Origin of the sequence: Nostoc sp., assembly GCF_036917415.1 — a bacterium.
Classification (GTDB): domain Bacteria; phylum Cyanobacteriota; class Cyanobacteriia; order Cyanobacteriales; family Nostocaceae; genus Nostoc.
In genome coordinates, this window is record NZ_JBALDJ010000096.1 from 38,467 (window position 1) to 63,983 (window position 25,517).

The window sequence follows — 25,517 nt, forward strand, 5'->3', positions numbered from 1 at the left end:
TCATGTCCGCTTAATTACTTAATTAAACCCAAAGAACCCCACGCTGTTTTAGCAGCGCTTTATCTCCCCTTCTTGCAGGTAGATAGGAGATTAGGGGGAGCCAGCACGGTGATAGGGGAAACCCCATGAGAAATTGGCGCGTAGGGTGCAATGACTATGGGAATCATAACTAGTTACCCGAACATGATATACTACACTATTTGCTTTTATTAATGCTACACCTAAAAAGAATTTTTTTCTACTTACTTAGTATTAAGTATACTGAATTAGGTTTTACTTTTTAGATTTTTAATAAATAAATAAAATACTAGGAACTTGGTTTTGAATCCGAAAGGAAAATCCTAGTTTTGCAGAACGAAAAATCAGTGAGTTTTTCTTCATTTTTTTACTTAATATTTCGCTAAGTAAACGAAGAATGGCTCACCAACTAAAGCTGTCATAATTCCCACGGATATTTCTTGTGGTCGAATTAATAATCGCGCCAAAATATCGGATACTAACAGCAATATTCCCCCATAAATTGCACTATAGCAATCCTAAATGAGTCGTGAAAATCTCTAATTCCTCTCTCTGCGTTCTCTGTGCCTCTGCGGTTAATTTATTTTTACAAATGATTTAGGATTGCTATATAAGGTAAAATCCAACGGTAATCTACCCCAACTCAAACCTAACTATATGGGGAATAACTAAACCAATAAATCCAATTGAACCCACCGCAGCAACGGAATTACTTTCTAAGAGTAAAACACTGACGGCGGCGGCAATTTATTATCCATAAAGTTTGTTGACCCAAACCTTTAGCAATATCTTCTCCCAGGCTTAAAACCGTGATTTGTCTTGCTAAAGCAAATGCCAAAATCGTGCCAATACAAATGTAAGGCAATACTTGTAAAATAATACCTTCATCAATACCCGCCAAAAAACCAGCCAACCAAAAGCGAATTTTTTTTAAAGTTCTTTGACTGACTATTAAAACTCCCGTTGTTAGTGAAGAAAGTAAGCTACTAATAGCCGCACCCGCGATTGTCAAATTTAAGGAAGAAAGAAAATTTGGCGCCGCCTCACAAAGAAATGGTATGAGTATCTGATGCAGAGGAATATCTGCTGCGCCAAATGAGATGCGGAAAATTAGACAAATCATAAAGAATTAGGAATCCCACAATTAAACCCGCAACGGGAAATGTTAGGAATAACAACAATCCTCTGGCTGGTGAGGGAACCGATCTACTCATTGTTCAAATTACTGGCTTCAAGCAGTGTAATTGTTGCTTGTGAAGATAAGCCAACACAAGCTGCTAGTTCTTCTAATGCCAAGCGATCGCGTGCGTTTGTATTCAGCATCTCCGTTGCAGCTGCAACATAGTCAGGATTCGCCAGTTGACTTAAAGTTCCTTGAGAATTCACAGTAGCAATCCGCTCAGTTTTTGCTCCCAAAAGGGCAAGCTGTTGCATTCGATAAGTGGCTATTTTCGCAGCTTGACGGGCTTGTAAGTAAGCAAGGTAGTATTGTACAACGGCTACCCGTTTTTGCTGTTTAACTTCATGCCAGCGAGCTTCTCTCATCGGTAATTGCTGAATGATATTCAAAAGTTTAATCGGGTCAATTGTCATTGCGATCGCAAAACCGCGCTGACTTTCAGATGCTATTTCAGGCAAGTTGTAATCGATCGTGCTTTGAGATGGTGATAATTCTACACTCAAAACATCGGTGAAAGCACCCCATCCCATAGCAGCTTTTGCCTCCTGTACCTGCGAAGACTGACGTTGGGCGATGGCAACTAACTGCTCAATAATTTTTAGATCGCGATCGCTAATCTCTGTCTGAAGAATTTGTGGTTGATAATTATTCAGCTGTTTGTTTTCTGACAACGCTGGTAAAGGCAGACTAATAAGTGCGATCGCCAGAACAATTTTCCAACTGTACAGACAGGCTATTAATTCATAACTCATAGCTGTCAAAAAGTTTTGCGTTCCTCCAAGTTTGCTAATACTTCTGTACGAGTTCGCCAAACAGGACGCAATTGCTTGCGAGAAAACAGTGGTAGTTGGTCGGTAATGTGGGGCGAACCGGGTTGAGTAGCGTTACCGTAGCTGATGAGAGCCATTGCTTTTACTGGTTGCGAAAACTCAATGGCTGCAACATAACTATCACCAGCTACGGCTTGAAAGCGTTCATTGTTAGCTGGAGCAAAATTGAGGGCGCGGAATATTCCTTCATCCCCATCGCCACCATTGGCAGGTAAATCTAAGTTTCCGCTATGCACTCGAAAGACTTCACCCCAAGCAACATCTAGTTTTCCATAAGCTTTTTCGACTTTTGCTGCCGCTATTTGTAGCGCTTTCACTGCGCTTTCTGGGTCTTTTAAACCATCGGGTGTGGTGCGCGGGGAGTTCTCACTCCAAGGAATACTAAAGGTTTGCTTTTGATCCATTTCTTGCCACCAAAAAGAAAACAATACCGCGCCTCGACTATCAGCATTAGCATTTCGATCCCAAGCAGCCAAAATTTCAGCAGCACGACGGGCTAATTCATCGCCATAAGTTTGAGCAGCAGGGATTAGGTCATCAAGGATGCGTTCTGCAAGTTCCATTTTGGTGGAATGTTTGTACTCAATCATTTTCTCAAAAGAAATTTTTGGATCTTCAGCCAACATTTTTGCAGAACTTTGTGACCGGAAAGACATTTCTCCCCGTGGAGCCATATAGGCAGGGTAATCATCTGCTTTGATGGCAGGCGGAAAAGTCGTTGTCCAAGGTGGATCGTTGGTATTTTGCAACCAACCGCTAGGCGGGTCAATTACACGCGGTAAATCTTGGTATGGGTGCATTTTTGTCCACAAAGTCTTAGATGTGTCGCCAGGAATTAAGCCTTCCCAGTATTTAAAGTCTCCCTGTTGACGAATTGGCACCAGACCATTGAATAGGTGCATGATGTGTCCGGCTCGATCTGCATACATGACGGTAAACATCGGTAGTTGCAAGCGTTTCAATACCTTTTGAAATTGACCAAAGTTTTGAGAACGTGCCATATCCCACCACTGTTCCAACACACCGGGACGGTCTGCACCGACAACCCGCAGCGCTACAGCGAACCCATCTTTTTCTTGAACGACTGCACCGTGGATGGAACTTTTGACTAATAATGGTTGTTCGACTAACGAGCCATTTTTTTGCTTGACCTTTAACAAAAACTTTGATGTTGTAAAAGGACGGACTTTGCCATCAAAAAGATAACCATCATCAGCCAATTTCAACTTGTATATGTCCCAACCATCAAGGGTATTGACGGTATGAGTCCAACCCAAACGATCGTTAAAGGCGATCGCTAAAACTGGAATTCCCACTAAAGCCGCTCCAGAAGCATTCATCCCTGGCGCAGTAATTTGTGCTTCGTACCAGACAAATAAATCCGACCATAACAAGTGGGGATTTGCCAATAACATCGCCTTTCCACTGGCAGAATGTTTGGGTGCGATCGCCCAACCGTTAGAACCAGCTTCCGATTGGGTATGAGTAATATCTGCTACTTGTTCTTGATTGACGATAAAAGTAAAATCCAGCACTCTTTGTAAATGCGCCAACACATCCTCTGGCTTGACAGGTAATACTATTTTTACTTGCTCGTCAATTAAATCAGGATGGGCTTTGGCATACGTATTTATCCCAGTGGCAAAGGCATTTATATAACTACGAAAAGCTGGACTTTGTGCCCGATACCAAGAACTAGCACGATTGGGCACTCCCATCGTCAGTACCCATTTATCAGATTCTAAATACTCTTCTCCCCAGTATTCGGCTGCTTTTCCCCTAGCTTGACCATAGAGGTGCAACAGCAAGTTAGCATGACTCTGCATCTGTGCCCAACCAAATGCCTGGAAAGCACTTGGAGCATCTTTACCGTATATATGCGGTATGCCGTAAGTATCCCATAATATCTCTGTAGTTCTGGGTGCAGTCGCAAAACTGTTATTTGCCAAAACGACAACTAAAATAGCACTGAGGATAAAAGCTAAAAATCTAAATAATTTTCTTTTCAGTATTGGCTGGTCAAATTGCCACAAATACACCCTAACATTCAACATGATGGTTTGATTAAATTAATTTGACTGGAAGGCTTTTAAGTAAAGGCTCTAGTTGCATATTGATACTCATTCTCACATTCCGTGAAAAATGTCACGTCTGATATTAATGACGCGATATATTATCAATAATGCTTGACACTAGCTCTAGAAATCCTCAAAAGCTATCTGCGACTAATTTGCATTTAACTCTAGTGCTATTAGGAGACATTATCATAAAGGTTACACATGAGCAAGCTATCAAAACTTCTAAATTTTATAAATCTGACTAGCGTTGTGTGAAAAATCTTTATAAATAAGTCTTTTCAAGATATCGCTACAGTAGAAATAAAGTTAAATTTACCTAAATTACATTTTGTAATCTATCTTTTGATATATTTTATAGAAATGATTTTTGAGCAAATAATAATAGTTTTTAATTAAAATTTGCTTGCTATCTTCGCTAAGTTGCTTTAGACTCTTAAACTAATTGCAAATTAGTAGCAATAATCTTCTAAATAGAACGCGGTTAGAATTTTCATTCTTCTGGCAAAGGCTGCAACGGCTTGATATTGCAGAATTCTTTGTGCATCAGGATTTTGAAAGTGCAATGACTCAATGACTCTAACTTATGCAGAGTTAGATCGATATCGGGGGCTGTGCTGGGGTAGCCGTTGAGGTACTTGCCAATCAACGCTGTGCTTGTAACCATTTGCCTGTAACAAGGTGGCGCGCCGCCAGTGGGGTGTTTTCAACAAACAAGGCTACGCCGCCTGTGCGCCTGCTTCTAAGAAACCATATTTTCTGAGGAATGAAAAAATCGTTCATCAATATGTTTTTTCAGTGTATTTTTGACTTAAATAGTAATTTATATAACATTTCTTTGCTGAAATTATAGTCATTCATATAATCGCAAGCTTGACTCTGATTGCCATCCAAGAACATTGCTGCAGTTATTATCATTGTCATAATTTATGCATTACTCATATCTCTGCAAGTACTATTCTAAAGTTTTCATAATTTTCTGATTTTTAACTGATACATAAGTAAGGTGAAATAAAAAGATGCTTAAAACTGTGCTGCTGTCTCGTATCTACTGTACTTTTTTTGGTCAAAGCTTTTATGGACGATCGGGATGAACACCTGCGCCAATTGATTGCAACAGTGTGCCAACACCCAGATGGCAGCCGAGAATGGCGAAAAGCTATGAGTCGGCTTCTGATTTTTATTCAGGGGCTACCAGAATTTAGAAAATACTCAAGCTTGGACTGTCCCGATTATTTTTTAGATGCTCTGAACCAAACTTTGGAGTGGTTCAGCCAAAATATTAGAAACTTTCAGCCACGTACATCTTCAGTTCGAGATGATTTAATAAAATGGATCAAAAGCTACCTTTACTGGCGCGTCAAAGATTTAAATTCACCATCTTTCCCTTCAAGAAAAAAATCTCATTTGTCCTTAGATGAAAGCATTTTAGATCCGGATGGAGAAATAACAACTTGGTTGGAACGAGTGTCACAACAAGGACAAATATTAGGAACACCAGCTAATTCATATATTTTGAGCAGACTAGAAATTTATCTGGAAAATTTACAGCAGCAGTCACAACAACTTTTAGTAGGCAACTTGGCACTTTACATTGAGCAAGATCCAGACAAGGAACTACGAAATTGTTATCCTCGTAAACATCCCGAATGCAACTGTCAAGCACTAAGCCAAAGGTTGCTGTTCATCTTTAAGAACCCACCAGATACACTTGCTGATATTGCTCGCGAGAGCCAAATCAATTACCAGACTTTGGTATCTCATTGGAAATTAAAAGCAATACCGCTCCTACAAGATGTTGCAATTCAACTTGGATATCAATCTAATTAACAATCATGAGTAGCACAGAAACGCTCACTTTAAAAATTCCACTTGGACAACAAGCCCATGCCATTGCCCGCCAGTTTGCTCTTGAACAAACTACACCTCAAAAAGCTAAACAAATCTATTTGAATACACTAGCAGTTTATGCTGTTTACAGTTACTTGAAATGGTTGCATATTGATACTGCTTTAGAGAAAGGTGATAGTTGGCATCCCTTGAAACGAGCTTTATTTAATGTTGCCGATTTAGTTATTCCTAACATTGGTAAGTTAGAGTGTCGGCCAGTTCAACCTGGAGAAACGGCAATTTACTTACCCCCCGAAGTAATGAAAAATAGGATTGGTTATGTGGCTGTCCAATTTAGCGAACGCCTTCAGGAAGTGCAGTTGTTAGGATTTGTGAGAACAACTACTATTTCTACTACTTCAGAACAAATATCACTAGCAAGCCTTAAACCCCTTAATTTCCTTTTTGACTGTATTCCTAACACTGTCGCTCACCCTGCACTTAGAGCAAGCCAGATACAGGTGAACTTAAGTCAATGGTTCGAGAATCTATTTGAAAACAGTTGGATGGCTTTAGAAGAAATTTTCGGCAATATAAATGAGAAAAAATTTGCTCTCAGAAATGTTTCATCGTTGGGTAAAGATAGCGTAGCGAGAGCAAAAATCATAGATTTAGGACTAAAACTGGGGAATCAATCACTAGTGCTGCTTGTAGCACTCGCACTATTCTCTCAACAGAAAGTAGAAATATTAGTACAAATACATCCTTTATCTGAAAAACTTTATTTGCCATCTAACCTGAAAATTAATTTATTCTCAGATACAGGAAAAATTATTCAAGAAGTTGTATCACGAAGTAATGATAACTTTATTCAATTAAAACGGTTTCGAGGGGATTTTGGAGAAAGCTTTCATATCCAAGTGTCTCATGGTAATTTGACAATCAAGGAAACTTTTGTCATCTGACACTTTTTTGTAGGAGTGTAATGAGTAAGTTAGTTGTCTTGAATTTAGGTAAGGGCGACCTCCATAAAGGTTTTCCTGATGTCACGGTTCAACTTGGGTTAATAAATGACCCACGTGCAATGGAATTTCGCGGGAGTTTACCACCAGCGCCAGAAATTTTTCAACTTTATCGAAATTGGCAAATACTATATTCGGCTCTCTACCGTCACTATGGATGGTGGATACGTCTCGAAATCGAAGATAGTGATATCACAAATTTTTCGGAATTGGAATTTAACGATTTATGTCAGCAATTATCATCTAGAATCAATATTTGGCTCAATTGTGAGCAGTTTCGCAAAATAGACCAAAAATTACGTACGCAATTAAATCCAAATGAAGAAATTTGCTTTATAATTGCAACTTCTGATAACTTACTACGACGACTTCCTTGGCATTTGTGGAGCTTTTTTGAAGATTATCCGAATGCTGAAGTCGCACTTAGTCCCTTAGAACCCCAAAGACTAAATAAAATATATACTCAGGAAAAAAAAGTTAAGATTTTAGCGATTTTTGGCAATCATCAAGGAATTGATATTAGTCAGGATAAGTATTTATTAGAAAATTTATCAAACCAAGCTCAAATAAATTTTTTAATTGAGCCACAACGAAAGGAATTAAGTAACGAACTTTGGGGGAAAGGTTGGAATATTCTATTTTTTGCTGGACATAGTTCTAGTCAAGAAAGAGGAGTTCTACAAATTAATCAAACTACGACAATTACTCTAGATAAATTAAAACATGGACTCCAGAAAGCAATTGAGAACGGATTGCATTTAGCAATTTTCAATTCTTGTGATGGTTTAGGTTTAGCAGAAGCATTAGAGGATTTACACATTCCCCAAGTCATTGTCATGCGCGAACCAGTCCCGGACGTTGTAGCGCAGGAATTTTTAAAACATTTTTTAGGTGAATTTTTTAGCGGACAATCACTATACTCTGCACTGCGCGAGGCGCGAAAAAGGCTCGAAGGAATAGAAGATAAATATCCTTGTGCAACTTGGTTGCCAGTAATTTGCCAAAATCCCTTGTCAGCGCCAATGACTTGGCAGTTGCGCCGAAAGAAGATTACCACCAAAAGTTTTTTAGTCATATTGCTGACAAGTTTGTTGGTAACAAGTTTGGTCATGGGGGTGCGGTATTGGGGTTATCTGCAAACTTCAGAACTACAGGCTTTTGACCATTTTATGCAATTGCGATCGCATCTTGTCACCGAAAAACCTGACGAGCGAATTTTAATTATCACAATCGATGAAGCAGATATTCAATACCAACTCAATAAAGGAATGCAAATGCAATGGTCGTTGTCTGACCAAGCCCTTGCTCTACTATTAGATAAATTAAATAAATATCAACCACGAAGCATCGGTTTAGATATTTATCGTGACGGAATTGTAGATCCCAAATATCCAAATTTAGCTAATCGTTTTCAGCAAGATAATCGTCTATTTTTTGTGTGCAAAGTTGCTACTACTGATGAGGATGGAAATAGTGATGGTATTCCGCCACCTTCTGGAGTTTCAAGAGAACGCTTAAGTTTTAGTGATTTTGTTGCAGATAATGAAGATATTGCTCGTCGCCAGCTTTTACAATTGACTCATCCTCTAACATCTCTATGTACCACAGAATATGCTTTTAATCTACAACTAGCACTTCATTATTTAGATAAAGAAGGTAAAACAGCAAGTGTTACAAAATCAGATTATTTACAAATTGGTGATATTGTGTTTGAGCAATTAAACGAACACACTAGCGGTTATCAAAAAGTAGATGCATCTGGTTATCAAATATTGTTGAATTATCGTTCTCTTGACTCTGTGGAAAAAATTGCCGAGCAAGTTAGTTTGAGAGATGTGTTAGATGAAAAAATCCCATCAGAATCAGTTCAATTACTCAAAGACCGCATTGTGATGATTGGTCTTTCTGCCCCCACCAATACAAATGATTATTGGAAAACACCTTTCAGTTCCAATGCAAAACTGAAGCAAAAGCAAACACCAGGGGTGTTTGTACAGGCGCAGATGCTAAGTCAAATCCTCAGCGCAGTTTTAGACCGCAGACCTTTATTGTGGTGGTGGTCTGGATGGATAGAAGCACTTTGGATATGGGGATGGTCATTAGTAGGAGGTATTACAGCATGGTATTATTCAAAACCGTTGCATCTGGGATTGGCGGTGGTAGTCACACTTTTAACAGTGTTTGGGTTATGTTTTGGTATTTTTACACTAGCTGGATGGGTGCCATTTATACCTTCAGTATTAGCGTTACTAGTTACCCAAGTAATGGTAATCTCATGGTTTAGAGGTTCGCATCTTCGCAAGAGAAAACAATTAAATTTTAATCGTGATTAAAAAAAAATTACTTGACCAACCAATTCAACGCGCTTGCGTAATTCCTTTGGTTTTTATTGGTTTGATAAATTACTCACAATCCGTGCAAGCACAACTGACCAATTCGATTCCAAACACTGTTAAAAATTCGCCCTCCCAATCTTTTAAGCAACCGAAATTGCCCAGAAACGGCGCACCCACAGGTCGGCGCCGAGCCGGGGCTGGGCGCGATCCTGATTGTCCTAGCAATCTCACACAGCTTACTGCTCTAGTACCTGGTGATGGAGGTGAATCAGTCTTGGCATCAACAGTTGCAGAAAATCCAACTTTTTGGTTTTATGTTCCCCAACTACCTGAAACCATGCGTTCTGGAGAATTTGTGTTGCAAGTGCTGGATGGTAAAGATGTAGAGAATGTCTATCGAACACCTCTTACTCTGTCTGGAAAATCGGGGATCATCAGCATTACTTTGCCAGCACAACCGCAATATTCTTTAAAAGTAGATAAGAAATATCATTGGTACTTTCATATTTATTGTGGCGATGTAGAAAAAACATCTGACAATTTTTATGTAGATGGGTTTGTGCAAAGGCAAGTTCTGACAGAGGCTCTTGATAGTCAGTTAAAGTCAGCAAAATCAAAAGAGTATATTGTCTATAGTGCTAATAATATTTGGTACGATGCCCTAACTAATTTAGGTCAACAACGTCGTGCCAATCCACAGAATGCAACTCTTAATCAAGATTGGGTTGACTTATTAAATGCAGTGGGCTTGCAAGATATTGCTAAAGAGCCAATTGTACAGGATTACAACTTGGAAAAATAAGACTAATCACACGATGCAGTTACTGATTTTTGAGGGGTGCTATGTCAGGAATAACTCAAGATTGGCGGTGTCGGTGTAGTAGTTTGATGGTGGTAAGCGTGTTAATTTCTTGCTTGCAAGATCAGGTTTTTGCCCAAATTACCCCAGATAACACTTTGCCTAATAACTCTAGCGTTGCCAAGGATGGAAACACCTTTAATATCACTGGAGGAACGCAAGCAGGAAGTAATTTGTTTCACAGTTTCTCTGAGTTTTCTGTGCCCACTAATGGTACTGCTTCTTTTAATAATGCAGGAGATATTCAAAATATCATTACTAGAGTCACAGGTAACTCAGTCTCCAATATTGATGGCTTAATCCGAGCCAACGGTATAGCTAACCTATTTCTGCTTAATCCCAATGGCATTATCTTTGGAGCGAATGCACGATTAGATATTGGTGGTTCATTTTTAGCAACCACAGCCAGCAGTTTCAAATGGAGCGATGGTAGCAGCTTCAGCGCCACCAATCCTCAACCTGCCTCTGAGTTACTAGCAATCAATCCTTCAGCACTGTTTTTCAATCAACTGCAAGCAGCCAGAATTGAGAACAGGTCAACCACCGATGCGGGAAATAATCTTAAAGGGCTGAGAGTGCCAGATGGGCGAAGTTTGTTGTTAGTGGGTGGAGATATCGTCCTTGATGGTGGCTCCTTGAATGCTTTAGGTGGGCTAGTGGAATTGGCAGGAGTCTCTGGTAATGGGACTGTGGGATTAAATATTGATAGTCAAGACCTGAGTTTGAGTGTCCCTGATGGTGTCCCAAGAGCCGATATCTCTTTGAGTAATGGCGCAGTTGTGGATGTGCGTGCTGGTGGGGGAGGCTCAATTACAGTCAATGCTCGGAATTTAGATTTAAAACAACAAAGTCAACTTGTTGCTGGGATTAAGTCAGGTTTGGGTACAGCAACAGCTACGGCAGGAGATATTAAAATTAATGCTACCGATACTGTCTTTTTGGATAACAGTTTCGTTAGGAGCACAGTAGAAGAAAATGGGGAGGGCAAAGCCGGAGGTGTATCGATTACTACTGGTTTACTAGAAGTTACCAATGGTGCCCGACTGGATGCCAGTACGTTGGGAAAAGGGGATGCAAACAGTGTCACCATTTTTGCTAGAGATGCTGTCAAATTTGATGGCGAAGATAAGAATGGAGTTAACAGTGCAGCATACAGCAACGTCAGTTCTGAAGCAGAGGGCAATGCCGGAGGTGTATCGATTAGAACAGGCTCACTAGAAGTGACCAATGGTGCCGAACTGAGTGCCAATACTGAAGGAAAAGGGGATGCAGGCTTTGTCACCATTTTTGCTAGAGATGCTGTCAAGTTTGATGGTGAAGATAAGGATGGATTTGACAGTGGGGCATACAGCCGAGTCAGACCTGGAGCACAGGGCAACGCTAAAGGTGTATCGATTATCACAGGCTCACTAGAAGTGACCAATGGTGCCCTACTGAGTGCCAGTACCTTTGGAAAAGGGAATGCAGGCAGTGTTAACATTACTGCTAGAGATACTATCAAGTTTGATGGTGAAGGCAAGGATAGATTTGACAGTGGGGCATACAGCCGAGTCTTCTCTGGAGCAGAGGGCAACGCCGGAGGTGTATCGATTACCACTGGCTCATTAGAAGTGACCAATGGTGCCCAAGTCAGTGCCAGTACCTTGGGAAAAGGGGATGCAGGCTTTGTCACCATTACTGCTAGAGATACTATCAAGTTTGATGGTGAAGCTAACGATCGATCTGATAGTGGGGCATACAGCGAAGTCAAGCCTGGAGCAGAGGGCAAAGCCAGAGGTGTATCGATTACCACAGGTTCATTAGAAGTTACCAATGGTGCCCAACTGAGTGCCAGTACCTTGGGAAAAGGGGATGCAGGCTTTGTCACCATTTCTGCTAGAGATGCTGTCAAGTTTGATGGTGAAGGCAAGGATGGATTTTACAGTGGGGCATACAGCCGAGTCTTCTCTGGAGCAGAGGGCAACGCCGGAGGTGTATCGATTACCACTGGCTCATTAGAAGTGACCAATGGTGCCCAAGTCAGTGCCAGTACCTTGGGAAAAGGGGATGCAGGCTTTGTCACCATTACTGCTAGAGATACTATCAAGTTTGATGGTGAAGCTAACGATCGATCTGATAGTGGGGCATACAGCGAAGTCAAGCCTGGAGCAGAGGGCAAAGCCAGAGGTGTATCGATTACCACAGGTTCATTAGAAGTTACCAATGGTGCCCAACTGAGTGCCAGTACCTTGGGAAAAGGGGATGCAGGCTTTGTCACCATTTCTGCTAGAGATGCTGTCAAGTTTGATGGTGAAGGCAAGGATGGATTTGACAGTGGGGCATACAGCCGAGTCTACTCGCAAGCAGAGGGCAATGCCGGAGGTGTATCGATTACTACAGGTTCATTAGAACTAACCAATGATGCCCTACTGAGTGCCAGTACACTTGGAAAAGGGAATGCAGGCAGTGTCACCATTTCTGCTAGAGATACTATCAAGTTTGATGGTGAAGGCAAGGATGGATTTTACAGTGGGGCATACAGCCGAGTCTTCTCTGGAGCAGAGGGCAACGCCGGAGGTGTATCGATTACCACTGGCTCATTAGAAGTGACCAATGGTGCCCAAGTCAGTGCCAGTACCTTGGGAAAAGGGGATGCAGGCAATGTCAGTATTTCTGCCACAGATGCTATCAAGTTTGATGGTGAAGCTAACGATGGATCTGATAGTGGGGCATACAGCGAAGTCATCTTTGGAGCAGAGGGCAATGCCAAAGGTGTATCGATTACCACAGGTTCATTAGAAGTTACCAATGGTGCCCAACTGAGTGCCAGTACCTTGGGAAAAGGGGATGCAGGCAGTGTCAGCATTTTTGCTAGAGATGCTGTCAAGTTTGATGGTGAAGGTCAGGATGAATTTGAGAGTGGTGCATACAGCCGAGTCTACTCGCAAGCAGAGGGCAACGCCGGAGGTGTATCGATTAGAACAGGCTCACTAGAAGTTACCAATGGTGCCCAACTGAGTGCCAGTACACTTGGAAAAGGGGATGCAGGCAGTGTCACCATTTCTGCTAACACTTTTGAGGCTAGCAATGGTGGTCAAGTATCCACCATCACTTCTGGTGAATCCGACGCTGGTAATATTACATTCAAGGTCAAAGACAATATTACCCTCTCTGGTTTAAAAACAGGTCTATTTGCTAATACCAGTGAAGGTTCTATAGGTAATGGTGGTAATATTATCATCGACCCCAGAATCATGACAATTCGAGATGGTGCTGCAATTGCCGTTAACAGTCAGGGAGAAGGTATTGGCGGTAATATCCAATTGGCTGCTGACTTCCTCACACTAGAACGAGGCACAATCTCTGCCGCAACTCGTAGTAACACTGGTGGTAATATCACTCTTAACGTGCAAGAGTTATTATTACGCGATCGCAGTCAAATCACCAGCACTGCTGGCGTTGAGCAGTTTGGTGGTAATGGTGGCAATATCACCATCAATGCCCCCAATGGCTTCATCCTCGCTGTGCCTAGTGAAAATAGTGACATCACTGCCAATGCTTATACAGGCAGTGGTGGGAGAGTGGAGATTCAAGCCAATGGCATTTATGGTCTTGAGTTCCGAGATAAAGAAAACCCGCAAACAAGCGATATCACTGCTAGTTCAGTATTTAGTACACAAGGCACTGTAAAGTTAATTACACCTGAGATTGACCCCAACAGTGGCTTAGTCCAATTGCCAACAATACCAGTTGACACTCAGGTGGCTCAAGGTTGCTACAGTCCAGATTATGCTCAAAACCGATTTGTGATCGCCGGACGCGGCGGTTTACCACCCAATCCCCAAGACATTCTCACTCCTGATGCGCCTCAAATCGATTGGGTATCTGTTAAACCCACTCACAACAATCGTTCCATACCACCTGTTACCAGTAAACCAACTACCTCCACTCCCAAACGCATTGTTGAAGCCACAGGCGCAACGCTAAACGCCAAAGGACAAATAGTCTTGAGTGCTAATTCATCTGTCGCACCCTACACTTTCAGACACAACCCTATTCAGTGTCATGGTCGCTAAAGTTACTCATATTTTGATAGTGTCCTGCTTGCTTATGTTGTTTAACAGCCTGATAACTACATCCAGCAGGGCACAGACACTCAATCGCGTACAACCACCCGAAAACAATTCTCCCTCGCTCCCCCAACTTCCGCCACCGCAGGATGTCCAACCACCTTCACCCAAAACACCAACACTACCAACACCACCCCAACTTCCACCTCCATCTGAATTACTTCAACCTGGACAACCACTACTTAAACCAGATGAACCATTCCTGGAGAGATCGCAAATCTTCACTGTTAAACAGTTTGAAGTCATTGGCAGTACAGTATTCAGTCGAGAAAAGTTGACTAAGGTACTTGCTCCGTTTACAAACAAGTTGATAACATTTGCACAATTGTTAGAAGCTCGTTCCAAAATTACCGAACTTTATATTAATGCAGGATACGTTACGTCTGGGGCTTACATTCCTGAACAAACTTTTCTTAACAACGGTGTTGTCCAAATCCAAGTAATAGAAGGGAAATTAGAAGATATCCAAATAACTGGGACTAAGCGACTCAACCCAAATTATATCCGCAGCCGTATAGCCTTGGGCGCATCCACTCCTTTGAATCAAAAACGCCTACTAGAGTCACTACAATTATTGCGACTCAATCCTTTAATTCAAAACGTCTCTGCTGAACTGTCTGCTGGCTCACGTACTGGTGCTAATTTACTGGCTATCAAGATAACAGAGGCTGATTCATTCAATATACAAGCAGTCCTGGATAATGGTCGTTCACCTAGTGTTGGTAGTTTCCGACGCCAACTGCAAATAAACGAAGCTAACTTACTCGGATTCGGAGATAGTATATCGTTAACATATAGCAATACCGACGGCAGTAACACTATAGATACCAGCTACAGCTTACCTCTCAATCCCCGCAATGGTACTCTCACCTTCAGTTATGGTACTATATCAGCCGATGTCATTGAACGTCCCTTCAATAAATTAGATATTGAATCAGCTTCCCAATATTACGAACTGACATTCCGCCAACCTCTAGTGCAAACTACTAACCAAGAATTTGCTCTTGGGATAACCGCTTTTCGCAGAGAAAGTGATATTTCCTCTTCTTTACTAGAAGAGAATGAGGTTCCTCTTTCTGTACTTTCACCAGGGGCTGATAAAGAAGGACGCACCAGAGTATCTGCGTTGCGTTTTTTTCAGGAATGGACGAGTCGCAATAGCCAAGAAGTCATTGCCGCTCGCTCTGAATTTAGTCTGGGAATTGGTGCATTCAATGCCACAATTAATGATACCGAACCTGATAGCCGCTTTTTCGCTTGGCGAGGACAGGCGCAGTGGGTACGCCTCTTAGCTCCTGATACCCTACTATTAATCCGTGGTAATGTGCAATTAGCTTCTACAGAGCTTTTAGCTTCAGAAGAATTTGGTTTGGGTGGTATAAATAGTGTACGAGGATATCGTCAAGATTTACTGTTGACAGATAATGGCGCTCTTGCTTCTGTTGAGTTCCGGCTACCAATTGCCCGTGTACCACAATGGAATGGAGTTCTGCAAGTTACGACCTTTGGTGATGTTGGCACAGCTTGGAATAATTCTTCCAGTAGAGATGAAAATAATACTAACACTCTAGCTTCTGTTGGTTTGGGTTTACGTTGGTTACAGAGTAATAACTTTACTGCTGGTGTTGAGTGGGGTATCCCTTTAGTTTCTGTTGATACTCAAAGCAATACATGGCAAGAAAACGGTTTATATTTTTTTGTACAATATAATCCGTTTTAATTTCATACAAAATTGCAGAGCTATAGAGAGTTATATCTGGTTTGTATTCTCACTAATTAGAAGGATTAAATATAGCACGAGGCAGAAGGTAGGAGGTAAAACTATTACTATTCCTAGTTTTCACGCTTTCAAATTGTCCTAAACTATGTGACTACAGCTATACTATTTAAGATAAGTAAGTTTAAAAATTATATGAAATTTTTCCAGTATTTTTTTATAGCATTATTGACTGTATTACTCTGTACGTTTTTACCATATTTTTTTGATTCATTTAATTATTTAACAGCAGCATTTGCAAAATCTAAAGTTGGATTTGATTCTGTTTTAGCAACTACACCTGTTGTCAACCCAACTCAGACTTCTAGCTTAGTACAGCAAAGTCAAGCACTTTATGAAGCAGGACAGTTTGTAGAAGGGGTACAACTTCTCAAAAAAGCAGTAGCTGAATTTAAAGCTACTAATGATGTATTGAATGAAGCTATAGCTTTAAGCAATCTTTCTTTAGCCTACCAGCAATTAGGAAAATGGCAAGAGGCAACTGAAGCTATTACACAAAGTATTAAAATATTACAAACTCTCAAAGATGTAAATTCTTCACAAATCTTTGCCCAAGCTTTAGATGTTCGAGGTGGACTGGAGTTAGCACAGGGACAAACTGAAGCAGCCTTAAGTACTTGGCAAGAAGCAGCTAAAATTTATCAACGCTTAGATGATATATCTGCACTGATTCGCGATCGCGTTAATCAAGCCCAAGCAATGCAAACTTTGGGAAATTATCTCCAAGCAGATAAAACCTTAACCTCAGTCCGAGAAATTCTCCAAAAACAACCAGACTCTCCTGTTAAAGCGACAGGATTGTACAACTTAGGGAATGTCCGGCGAAGTTTGGGTTATTTAAACGATTCATGCACAATTCTCGAAGAAAGTTATTCTGTGGCTATACGAGTGAAAGATGCGATCGCCCAAAGTAATGCTTTACTTAGTTTAGGTAATACAGCCCGCGCTAAAATATACGCTCAACTTAGTTTGGCTAACTCAAGCAGCGCCAAAGATTGCACTCAAACAGCAATTCAATACTATCAACAGGCAGCACAGATTGCATCTGCAAAACCTACTGTACGTCTACAAGCTCAACTCAATTTATTAAGACTATTGGTAGAGCAAAAGGAATTTAGCCCAGCAAAGGCATTATTACCCCAAATTCAGTCTCAGATAAACACTTTACCTCCAAGTCGGACGGCTGTTAATTACCGAATTAACTTTGCCCAAAGTCTGAGCAAAATGACACAGAACTCAGTTCAACCAAAAGATGTTGCAAAGATGTTAGCGCAAGCTGTCCAAGTAGCTAAGAGTTTAAAAGATGAACGAACTGAGTCTTATGCCCTTGGTACTCTTGGTGGTTTGTACGAACAAAGCGGACAGCTAGCCGATGCTAAAAGCCTTACACAACAAGCCTTGGCAAAAGCCGAGTCTGTTGATGCTCAAGACATTGCTTATCAATGGCATTGGCAGATGGGACGGATACTGCAAAAGCAATCTAATATCCCGGCAGCTACAGCTGCTTATAATCAAGCTTATAATGCCCTCAAATCCCTTCGTAATGATTTAATTGCGATTAATCCTGACGTGCAATTTTCTTTCCGCGAAAGTGTAGAACCCGTATATCGACAGTACGTTGATTTACTGCTGCAACTTCCGGAAAATACTCTTCAAAAGCCAGATAATCTCGTTCAAGCCCGTCAGGTAATTGAATCTCTCCAGTTAGCAGAACTAGATAATTTCTTTCGTTCGCCCTGTTTGTTACCAAGAGTTGACCTCGATCAATTAGTTGAAAAGCAAAAATCTACGGTTGTTATCTATCCAATTATTTTAGATAATCGACTGGAAATTATTACTAGGTTGCCAGGGCAAGATGCAATCTACCGTAAAACAACTAAAGTCCCTAAAGATGTATTAGAAAACGTTGTAGAAAAACTACGAAAAGATTTACCCATTGTTAGCCGGGGGCCTGATGTTAAACAGCGTTCGCAACAGTTATATGATTGGTTAATTAAACCTATTGAATCAGATTTAGCAAATGCAGATATCACATCCCTAGTGTTTGTGCTTGATGGTTCTTTGCGAAACATTCCAATGGCGATTCTTTATGATAAAAAACAGCAGAAATATCTGATAGAAAAGTATGCTATTTCTTTGATGCCTGGACTGCAACTCCTCGATCCTAAACCTTTACAAAACGTGCGGCGGCTAAACGCTTTAATTGCTGGGGTTGAGCAAGAACGCTTGATTGAAGGTAAATCATTTCCCAAACTCTCAAATGTCACACAAGAATTAAAACTAGTCCAATCTGAAGTGAAATCAAGTAAAGAACTCTTAAATCAAGAGTTTACTGAAGCTAATCTGCAAAAGCAAATTCAGTCTACTTCCTTTTCAGTGGTGCATCTAGCTACTCATGGGCAATTTAGTTCAGACATTGAACAAACCTATATTCTTACCTGGGATCGCTTACTCAGGGTTAGAGAGCTAGATAATTTACTTCGAGCTAGGGGTGAAAATCGACGAGGAACAATTGAATTACTCGTCCTTAGTGCCTGTAAAACTGCCACAGGAGACAAACGAGCCGCTTTGGGGTTAGCTGGAGTAGCAGTGCGAGCGGGCGCACGCAGTACCCTAGCAACTTTGTGGACAGCAGATGATAAATCTACTAGCGACTTTATGGGTGAATTATACCGACAATTAGATGCTGGAGTAACTAAAGCCCAAGCTCTGCAACGCGCCCAACTTGCGATTTTAGCTAAACAAAATCGTCCATATTTTTGGGCACCTTATGTTCTTATAGGCAATTGGTTGTAATTATTTAACCCACATTCCGCTCTACTGGCAATAGTAGAAGATGACCAACTCCCTCATAACTACTGCGCAGTAGTTTGAGGGATTTATGATCTATTCTTTTCCAAAAGTTAAAAAAGGCTATTCTTTCTAGCTAATTGCCTTCTTTTTCTTTAGCCATATTCCCAACAATCCAGCAGTAACTGCTATTCCTCCAATAGTTGATGGCTCAGGCACAGGTTTTACACTCACATTATCCAAGTATAAGAATCCATATTTATCCCAATCCCCAAACTTTAACTCTGTGGATGATGCATCTGCCGTGAAATTGAACTTATATTGCGTGTATGGTTGAAAAGAAATGTCTTTTTGATCAAAAAGCTTATTTCCACCTACAAATGTCTGAAATTGATTATCAAGGTCAGGGGCCTCATCTATAGATGCTAAATAGTAACTAAGTTCGTATTGCTGACCAGGTTGTGTAGAAAGTGTCTGTGATATGTAGCTGAGGTCTATAAATCCACTAAGGGATAAGCCCTGATTACCACTATTATGCTGAGGAAAATTGCTTATTCTTATCCCTGATATATCCATCGGATCGCCAGACTTAGTCCAGTCTGTAATATTCGGATTTGTAACGTTGGGATTGTTAGGATCTATGAGGGGATCGAGTTCAAAGCTTCCGTTTTTAACAAGTTCTGCCGCTTGTGCTGTTGCATTATAAATATTAGTAATCACAGCAGTGCTAATTAAGATAGTAGTAAAACTAAAAACAATCATTGAGAGTTTTTTAGTTAAATTCATGAAACTTGACTCCAAATAATTTTAAATTTCGACAATGAAAACAAATTCATAGTTACATCCATGCTGGCTGGCTTTCAGTAGTGTCAAAAAAAATGAACACTTTCTTCTGGTTTATAAGAGTTAGTTATAGATGTAGATAATTATTCATACACCAAGGCAATTTTTCTCAATAAACCCATAATGGAGTTTTTAAATCAGATGAATTTTAGTGGCATTCTTGACACTATTGAGCCAGACATTGCTTAGGCTTCTACCTGTGGTTTATTCATCCGCATCATCTATCACGGGATCATCCCCATAGTTTTTCCCTTGATGTTCAGATGTAGCTTTGACACTCACATCATCCAAATATAAAAACGCATACTTGGCTTGGTAGCCAAACTTTATTTCGGTGGATCTTCCTTTTGCTCTAAAATTTAACGTGTATTGCGTGTAGGATTGGTAAGGAGTATCTTTTTGAACATAAACCTTTTTACCACCTACAAAAACCTTAAATTTGTTCTTCAGATCGGGTGCCTCTTCTGTCGATGCAAGATAGTAAGTAAGTTTATAGCATTGGCCAGGAAATGTAGGGATAGTCTGCGAGATGTAGCTAATGGCTGAAAATCCACCAAGCGATAATCCTTGCTTACCAGTATTAGAAAAATTGTCAATTTTAGTACCTGATGTATCTATCGAATTACCAGATTTAACCCATCCTGTAACATTAGGATTTGTAGTTTCGGGATTAGTTGGATCTATAAGAGAGTCGTATTCAAATCCCCCGTTGATAATCAGTTCTTGTCTTTCAGCTTGTGCTGCTGACTTATAAGTATTAGTAATCACAGCAGTATGAAGGAAAGCAGTAGTCAAACTACAAACAATAATTGAGAGTTTTTTAGTGAACTTCACAAGACATAGCTCCAAATAGTTCAAAATTCACGACAACGAGTACTTGATTGATTTACTTTTTGGTGATTAAGGCAGGATAAACCCGTAAGTATTTTTGAAGATATTCTGAGCAGTACTACTACTTAAGTAGTTAGAAAAACTCTGTGCCGTCGTTAAAACTTTAGTTTTGGTGAGTATACCCAGTGGATAAACAATCGAATCACTCTCTGTTGTGAGGGCAGTTTGTACGACTCTTACCTTGTTAGAAATGGCCGCATCAGTTTTGTAAACAGCACCTGCACTGATAGTTTTAGTTACACCTCCAACTACAAGAGTTTTATTTTCAACAGCAGTTAAAACGGCACGCACATTGGCAGCACGGTATAATTTAGGACTCAGAGTAGTAAAAATACCTCGGCTAGTGAGAACTTGTTTGGCATAATTTCCTGCTGGCACAACTGGAGGAGTACCTGTGTAGTCACCTATGGCAATACCAGTTATGTTGGCATTGGTCAAACCATTGAAGCTAGTGAGAGCAGCACTACCAGCATTAACGGGAGGTGTCGTGGGCGCAATCAAAACTAGACGGTTTTTGACAATGTTTTTACGGCTACCTACAACCAATTTACTTGGGGTTGAATTCTGCAATACATCTATTTGGCTGGTAGCAGCAGAAATGAAAATATCTGCTGGTGCTCCTGCTTGTATTTGGCTCAGTAAAGTACCAGAAGCACCAAACGTATAAACAACGTTGACGCCTGGGTTAGCATTTTGGTACTGAGTCTTAATGGCATTCAGCGCGTTTGTTAAACTGACAGCTGCATACACGTTAAGTGTCGTTACAGAGCTTGCTGGTGATAAATTAACGAACTGCAAGCCTATTACCAGCATCATGCTGCTAGCTGCTGTAGCAATCCAAGCAATAAGTCTTCTTCTGTTTCTGTTCATGAAAGTTATAGTTTGGGGAAAATATTACCTGAAAGTCTCATTGTTGACATACCTGACTTACGCACAGGCAACAGAAATACTAATCATAGATAAATGGGAGTTAGAGAAGGTTTTGGCGTAAATCCTACGCATGATAAATTCTGGAAATAAACGACCAATCACACTAATGCTTTTAGCAATTGTGATTGGCCGTTTGTTATTTCCAAGTGGAATTACACAAACAGCGAGTGAAATGTATTTAGTGATGAAATAATATCAGTTAAATATACTTGCTACCAACTTTTCTGGTTAACAAATCCTGACAAAAAGCTAATGTAAGCATATTTAAGTTCTCTAAAAACCGTGATTTGTCTATATAGCATGAATTTTGCGATAAAATTGTCAGATCGCTCCTAAATATCTAAAGCTTTCTTTATACCAACTAAATACATACTTTTAATCATCCATTTAGCTAACTTTATTGGTATTGTAAGTGCTGCTCTGACAATCTTTGGATGCGTAGTTTACTGCCGCAGGCATCGCCTTTACCACTGTGTAAAAAAATCGTGAGCGCATCCAGCAGTGCTCATAACTCATCCGCCTGAAGATTTACATATAATTATTTATTTGTATAAAAATATATATAAATTTTTATGATACCAATAAAAGAATTGATTTAACATACTCCTAATGATAGATAGATTTTATTAAATGAATAGTTTAGATTTGTAACAAGTTACACAGAACTAGGTAAAATACATGGCCAACATAATTGACACTGCCACTAACAATGGTTCTTTCACGACACTAGTTGCAGCAATCCAAGCAGCTGGTCTGGTAGATACACTTAAAGGTGATGGGCCATTTACCGTTTTTGCACCCACCGATGAAGCATTTAATAAGCTTCCAGCAGGTACAGTAGACGCATTACTTCAAGATATTCCAAAGCTCAAGAAAATCTTGACGTATCATGTTGTCTCAGGCAAGGTACTGGCTGCTGATGTGGTTAAACTGAAGACAGCTAAAACAGTTGAAGGTTCAGATGTCAAAATTGACGCTTCTAATGGCGTCAAGATAAATGATGCAACGGTTGCAACAGCAGATGTTGCTGCTGATAACGGTGTCATCCATGTCATTGACACAGTTTTGATTCCTGCATAACCAAACGTCAGAATAGCAAACGCTATTTCTGGGGTGACGACTACCTATAGTCATTTCTTCATTACAGTCTGGTTGAATGTTTTTTAGTAAACATCAACTATCAACAAATCCATTTAGATAAAATCTAGATGGATTTGTTGTTTTATGCGTGTAGAAACGTTGCAATTGCTAGTCTCTCTTAATTAACTGGGGTTTAGACTAAAAGCGATATGAGAGAACGCAAATCAAATGGAATTAGAGATTAAAAATATTATCTTGTCAGCCTCAAAGCATCCGCGACCTTTAACAATTATGTAGTGTGTATGTTTATAATAAACATTTTGCATGGCTTAGTCTAAACTCCAGAATCTAGCCATCAAACTCCGCTTTGGAACTCAACAAGCCCAGACATCAGCGGAAAATGTGGCATTCATGAAATGTTTTTTGCAAGGAGTTGTGGATAGAGACTGCAACGCCCAAGTTCTTAAGCAACTTGTATTATGTCTACAGCGAATTACTGAAGATTTACAGAAAAAGAAATAATCTGCATTATGTCACTCAATCGTAGCGACCTCGAAGCCGGAAACATACAGACGAGACTATTAGAAGCATCACACTCTGGAATCAAGTTAACTACCCTGAGTGAAGATGAGTTACAGCGATCGCTTGATAAAACACTACAACAACAGCTACCAAATTCTGATATCTGGATATTTGCCTACGGTTCGCTGATTTGGAATCCCCTAATTACATACGTCGAGCGCCGTGCTGGGATCGTTTATGGTTGGCATCGGCGCTTCTGTACATGGATGATCCTCGGTCGCGGTACTCCAGATAATCCGGGATTACTCTTAGGACTCGATCGCGGTGGTAGCTGTCGTGGCGTTATTTATCGGATTGCTGCTGCTGATGTCCCGTCTGAATTACTGCTGATTTGGCGACGAGAGATGTTAGCTGGTGTCTACATTGCTCGTTGGGTGAAGGTATTTGACGGTACGCAGGAATTTCCAGCGATCGCTTTTGTTGCCAATCGCCAACATCCCAGGTACGCTCATCAGATACCATTCACAACTACTGTTAATAGCATTGCCACCGCATCGGGAAAATTGGGTTCCTGCGCTGATTATCTGATGAAAACAGTTGAGGGATTAATCGCAGAAGGCATTAAAGATAGACAATTACTCTTATTACGCAAACAAGTACTGGCAAAACAACAAACGCTTTTAGTTAGTGGCGATCGCTCATCCCCAATATAGAGGGTTCGGTTTCTAAGCAGCGAATCGCTTCTAAAAGGCGATCGTGGTCAGATTTATCTGACATCGTGAATCTCAACTTCAATTAAATCATTATCTTTCAGGTTATATAGCTCTCGAAGTTTAACGTCGCAAGCTATCTCAATAATTGTTTTTGGATGATCTCCACTGTCAGTATTATTTTTGTCTGTTCTTAAGATAAAAGCATCTCTTCCAAATATCTGACAGGGAACAATGCTAACAGAAACAGTTCCTCCATATTCTTCCTTTTCCAGACGCATTAAATTTTTGGGAAGATGGTAAGGTTGATCTAGCTGAATATTTAAAGTTCCAGGAAAGAATTTCATTCCCGTTTTTCTTAAGTAATATTCCTGGAGTTTCTCAATCCAGTAAGAAAAGTTTCCTAAACCACTGACAACCTTACCTTTCAAGATTTTCATCTATCTTTATTTTTGTAATTAAGAGGGAGTGGCACTGATACCACGTACAAAAATATCTACACAGGTTTCGATATAGTCCTCACAGCTATAGCTACCCTGATTGAATTTTGCACTGCGGTATAGCATTCCAGCCAATAGCATTCCTGTAAACATATCGACAACCGGAAATGGATCGAGGTCTGCCCTGACAGTGCCTCGTTTCTGACTCGATTGTAGGTAAGCTACCAGTTTTATTGCTAAGGGCTTGGCAGCTTCTTGAATCACTTGTTTCGCTGCTTCTGGATGACGTTTAGCTTCTCCAATGAAGGTACGAATTAAGTCCTCCTGTGTCTCCAGCATAGTATTGTAAAGATAGGCATACTGTTTTAAATCAATTTTTAAATCCTGTGTCCACGCTTCGGGGTGTGCAAGGGCTTCTGTCTGGAGTGCCAAGGCATTTTTCATTACTGCTCCCAGAAGTTGTTCTTTGCTAGCAAAGTGGCGAAATAAAGTCACCTCATTCACACCAGCAACACGAGCTATTTCACGGGTAGTTGCTCCTTGAACACCTAAACTGGCAAATACCTGTAAGGCGGCTTCTATCAAACGTGTACGGGTGAGAGTTGATGAACGGATGGTTTTATGCATTTATGCTGGCAAGTACTTACTTTCATCATAGATTATGTAGAAAAAGTGGCCGTAATTTGGGGAAAATATTGTTGATGCCAACAATTTGAAAATTATTTAAAAGATTTACCTTCTGAAATTTATTTTGGTGTGGTAGCTAATGTTTTACTCATTTTAGTAACTGGAACAACTATCCCACTTCTTAAATAATGAGGTGCTTTTTGGATGGCAGTAAATCCTAGTCGTAAATAAAAACCTTCAGCATAAAGGCTAGCGGTTGTAATTACCTTATCTATACCTTGCTCAGTTGCTTCATCGCAAAAATGTTGAACTAAAGCACGGCCAATCCCTTTACCTTGATATTTAGGATGGACATACAACCCGATTAGTTCATCAACAATGAAACTAGCAAAACCTATAACAACATCTCCCTCGATCGCAACCCAGAAAGATTCTGCTTTCATACTCTTCAAGATATTTGAACCATTAGGTTTGTCGCGGTAATTGCGCCAAGCTAAAAGTTCTTTTTGGGTGTAGAAAGTTGCAGGCAGAGCTTTGATAGCAGCAATATGAATTGCACTCAGCACCCACGCATCTGTTTCTTGGGCAGGTCGAAGAGATATTTCCTTAGCGCTCATAGTTCAGTGCTGGCATTCAGATTACAAGAGA

General features: G+C 40.4%; 18 protein-coding genes and 2 pseudogenes. 10 read left to right on the forward strand and 10 right to left on the reverse strand.

What is annotated here, in order from left to right:
• Nucleotides 1-389: 389 nt before the first annotated feature.
• The 4 genes and pseudogenes from V7K41_RS21165 to V7K41_RS21180 all read right to left on the reverse strand — a co-directional run.
• Nucleotides 390-1,081: pseudogene (locus tag V7K41_RS21165) on the reverse strand (FecCD family ABC transporter permease); the annotation flags it as partial.
• Between the two features lie 143 nt (nt 1,082-1,224).
• A complete protein-coding gene (locus V7K41_RS21170) occupies nt 1,225-1,950 on the reverse strand; it encodes a hypothetical protein (protein WP_334851346.1) in 726 nt (241 codons plus the stop codon).
• A 5-nt stretch (nt 1,951-1,955) separates the two neighbouring features.
• Complete coding sequence (locus V7K41_RS21175; protein ID WP_334851348.1) at nt 1,956-4,082, reverse strand: acylase; 2,127 nt, start codon at nt 4,080-4,082, stop codon at nt 1,956-1,958.
• 514 nt (nt 4,083-4,596) lie between these two features.
• Nucleotides 4,597-4,770 carry a hypothetical protein gene (locus V7K41_RS21180; RefSeq protein ID WP_334851350.1) on the reverse strand — a complete coding sequence of 58 codons (174 nt, stop codon included), beginning with the start codon at nt 4,768-4,770 and terminating at the stop codon, nt 4,597-4,599.
• 410 nt (nt 4,771-5,180) lie between these two features.
• Here V7K41_RS21180 and V7K41_RS21185 point away from each other — a divergent pair, with 410 nt between their 5' ends.
• From V7K41_RS21185 to V7K41_RS21215, 7 genes are all read left to right on the forward strand, one after another.
• Entirely contained in the window at nt 5,181-5,933 is a 753-nt protein-coding gene (locus V7K41_RS21185; RefSeq protein ID WP_334851352.1) for a hypothetical protein, read from the forward strand.
• A gap of 5 nt (nt 5,934-5,938) precedes the next feature.
• Nucleotides 5,939-6,898, forward strand: coding sequence for a DUF1822 family protein (locus tag V7K41_RS21190; RefSeq protein WP_334851353.1), 960 nt, complete (start codon nt 5,939-5,941; stop codon nt 6,896-6,898).
• A gap of 20 nt (nt 6,899-6,918) precedes the next feature.
• Nucleotides 6,919-9,288 (forward strand): CHASE2 domain-containing protein, encoded by a 2,370-nt coding sequence (locus V7K41_RS21195; protein ID WP_334851355.1) that lies wholly within the window; start codon nt 6,919-6,921, stop codon nt 9,286-9,288.
• Nucleotides 9,281-10,093 (forward strand): DUF928 domain-containing protein, encoded by an 813-nt coding sequence (locus tag V7K41_RS21200; RefSeq protein ID WP_334851357.1) that lies wholly within the window; start codon nt 9,281-9,283, stop codon nt 10,091-10,093. The genes V7K41_RS21195 and V7K41_RS21200 overlap by 8 nt, the downstream gene beginning before the upstream one ends.
• 41 nt (nt 10,094-10,134) lie before the next feature.
• The gene (locus tag V7K41_RS21205) at nt 10,135-14,205 is read left to right on the forward strand and encodes a two-partner secretion domain-containing protein (protein ID WP_334851359.1); all 4,071 of its coding nucleotides are present in this window, start codon (nt 10,135-10,137) and stop codon (nt 14,203-14,205) included.
• A 34-nt stretch (nt 14,206-14,239) separates the two neighbouring features.
• On the forward strand, nt 14,240-15,979 hold the full coding sequence (locus V7K41_RS21210; protein ID WP_334851361.1) for a ShlB/FhaC/HecB family hemolysin secretion/activation protein: 1,740 nt from the start codon (nt 14,240-14,242) through the stop codon (nt 15,977-15,979).
• Between the two features lie 225 nt (nt 15,980-16,204).
• Nucleotides 16,205-18,832 (forward strand): CHAT domain-containing protein, encoded by a 2,628-nt coding sequence (locus V7K41_RS21215; RefSeq protein WP_334851363.1) that lies wholly within the window; start codon nt 16,205-16,207, stop codon nt 18,830-18,832.
• Between the two features lie 126 nt (nt 18,833-18,958).
• Here the strand turns inward: V7K41_RS21215 and V7K41_RS21220 are convergent, their stop codons facing one another.
• From V7K41_RS21220 to modA, 3 genes are all read right to left on the reverse strand, one after another.
• A complete protein-coding gene (locus V7K41_RS21220; protein WP_334851365.1) occupies nt 18,959-19,612 on the reverse strand; it encodes a DUF642 domain-containing protein in 654 nt (217 codons plus the stop codon).
• 261 nt (nt 19,613-19,873) lie between these two features.
• Nucleotides 19,874-20,503 (reverse strand): DUF642 domain-containing protein, encoded by a 630-nt coding sequence (locus V7K41_RS21225; RefSeq protein WP_334851367.1) that lies wholly within the window; start codon nt 20,501-20,503, stop codon nt 19,874-19,876.
• A gap of 66 nt (nt 20,504-20,569) precedes the next feature.
• Nucleotides 20,570-21,430 (reverse strand): molybdate ABC transporter substrate-binding protein, encoded by an 861-nt coding sequence (gene modA / locus V7K41_RS21230; protein WP_334851368.1) that lies wholly within the window; start codon nt 21,428-21,430, stop codon nt 20,570-20,572.
• Nucleotides 21,431-22,168: 738 nt separating this feature from the next.
• Here modA and V7K41_RS21235 point away from each other — a divergent pair.
• The 3 genes and pseudogenes from V7K41_RS21235 to V7K41_RS21245 all read left to right on the forward strand — a co-directional run bounded on the left by V7K41_RS21235 (nt 22,169) and on the right by V7K41_RS21245 (nt 23,805).
• Nucleotides 22,169-22,570, forward strand: a complete 402-nt coding sequence (locus tag V7K41_RS21235) for a fasciclin domain-containing protein (RefSeq protein WP_334851370.1) — start codon at nt 22,169-22,171, stop codon at nt 22,568-22,570.
• A 354-nt stretch (nt 22,571-22,924) separates the two neighbouring features.
• A pseudogene (locus V7K41_RS21240) lies at nt 22,925-23,066 on the forward strand (biliverdin-producing heme oxygenase); the annotation flags it as partial.
• A 34-nt stretch (nt 23,067-23,100) separates the two neighbouring features.
• Nucleotides 23,101-23,805: a gamma-glutamylcyclotransferase gene (locus tag V7K41_RS21245; RefSeq protein ID WP_334851372.1), complete on the forward strand. Its 705-nt coding sequence runs from the start codon at nt 23,101-23,103 to the stop codon at nt 23,803-23,805.
• Nucleotides 23,806-23,858: 53 nt separating this feature from the next.
• On the opposite strand, the gene V7K41_RS21250 is transcribed toward V7K41_RS21245, so the two are convergent.
• From V7K41_RS21250 to V7K41_RS21260, 3 genes are all read right to left on the reverse strand, one after another.
• A complete protein-coding gene (locus tag V7K41_RS21250; protein WP_334851374.1) occupies nt 23,859-24,242 on the reverse strand; it encodes a DUF120 domain-containing protein in 384 nt (127 codons plus the stop codon).
• Nucleotides 24,243-24,260: 18 nt separating this feature from the next.
• Nucleotides 24,261-24,869, reverse strand: coding sequence for a TetR/AcrR family transcriptional regulator (locus tag V7K41_RS21255; RefSeq protein ID WP_334851375.1), 609 nt, complete (start codon nt 24,867-24,869; stop codon nt 24,261-24,263).
• 119 nt (nt 24,870-24,988) lie between these two features.
• The gene (locus tag V7K41_RS21260) at nt 24,989-25,486 is read right to left on the reverse strand and encodes a GNAT family N-acetyltransferase (RefSeq protein WP_334851377.1); all 498 of its coding nucleotides are present in this window, start codon (nt 25,484-25,486) and stop codon (nt 24,989-24,991) included.
• Between the last annotated feature and the right edge of the window lie 31 nt (nt 25,487-25,517).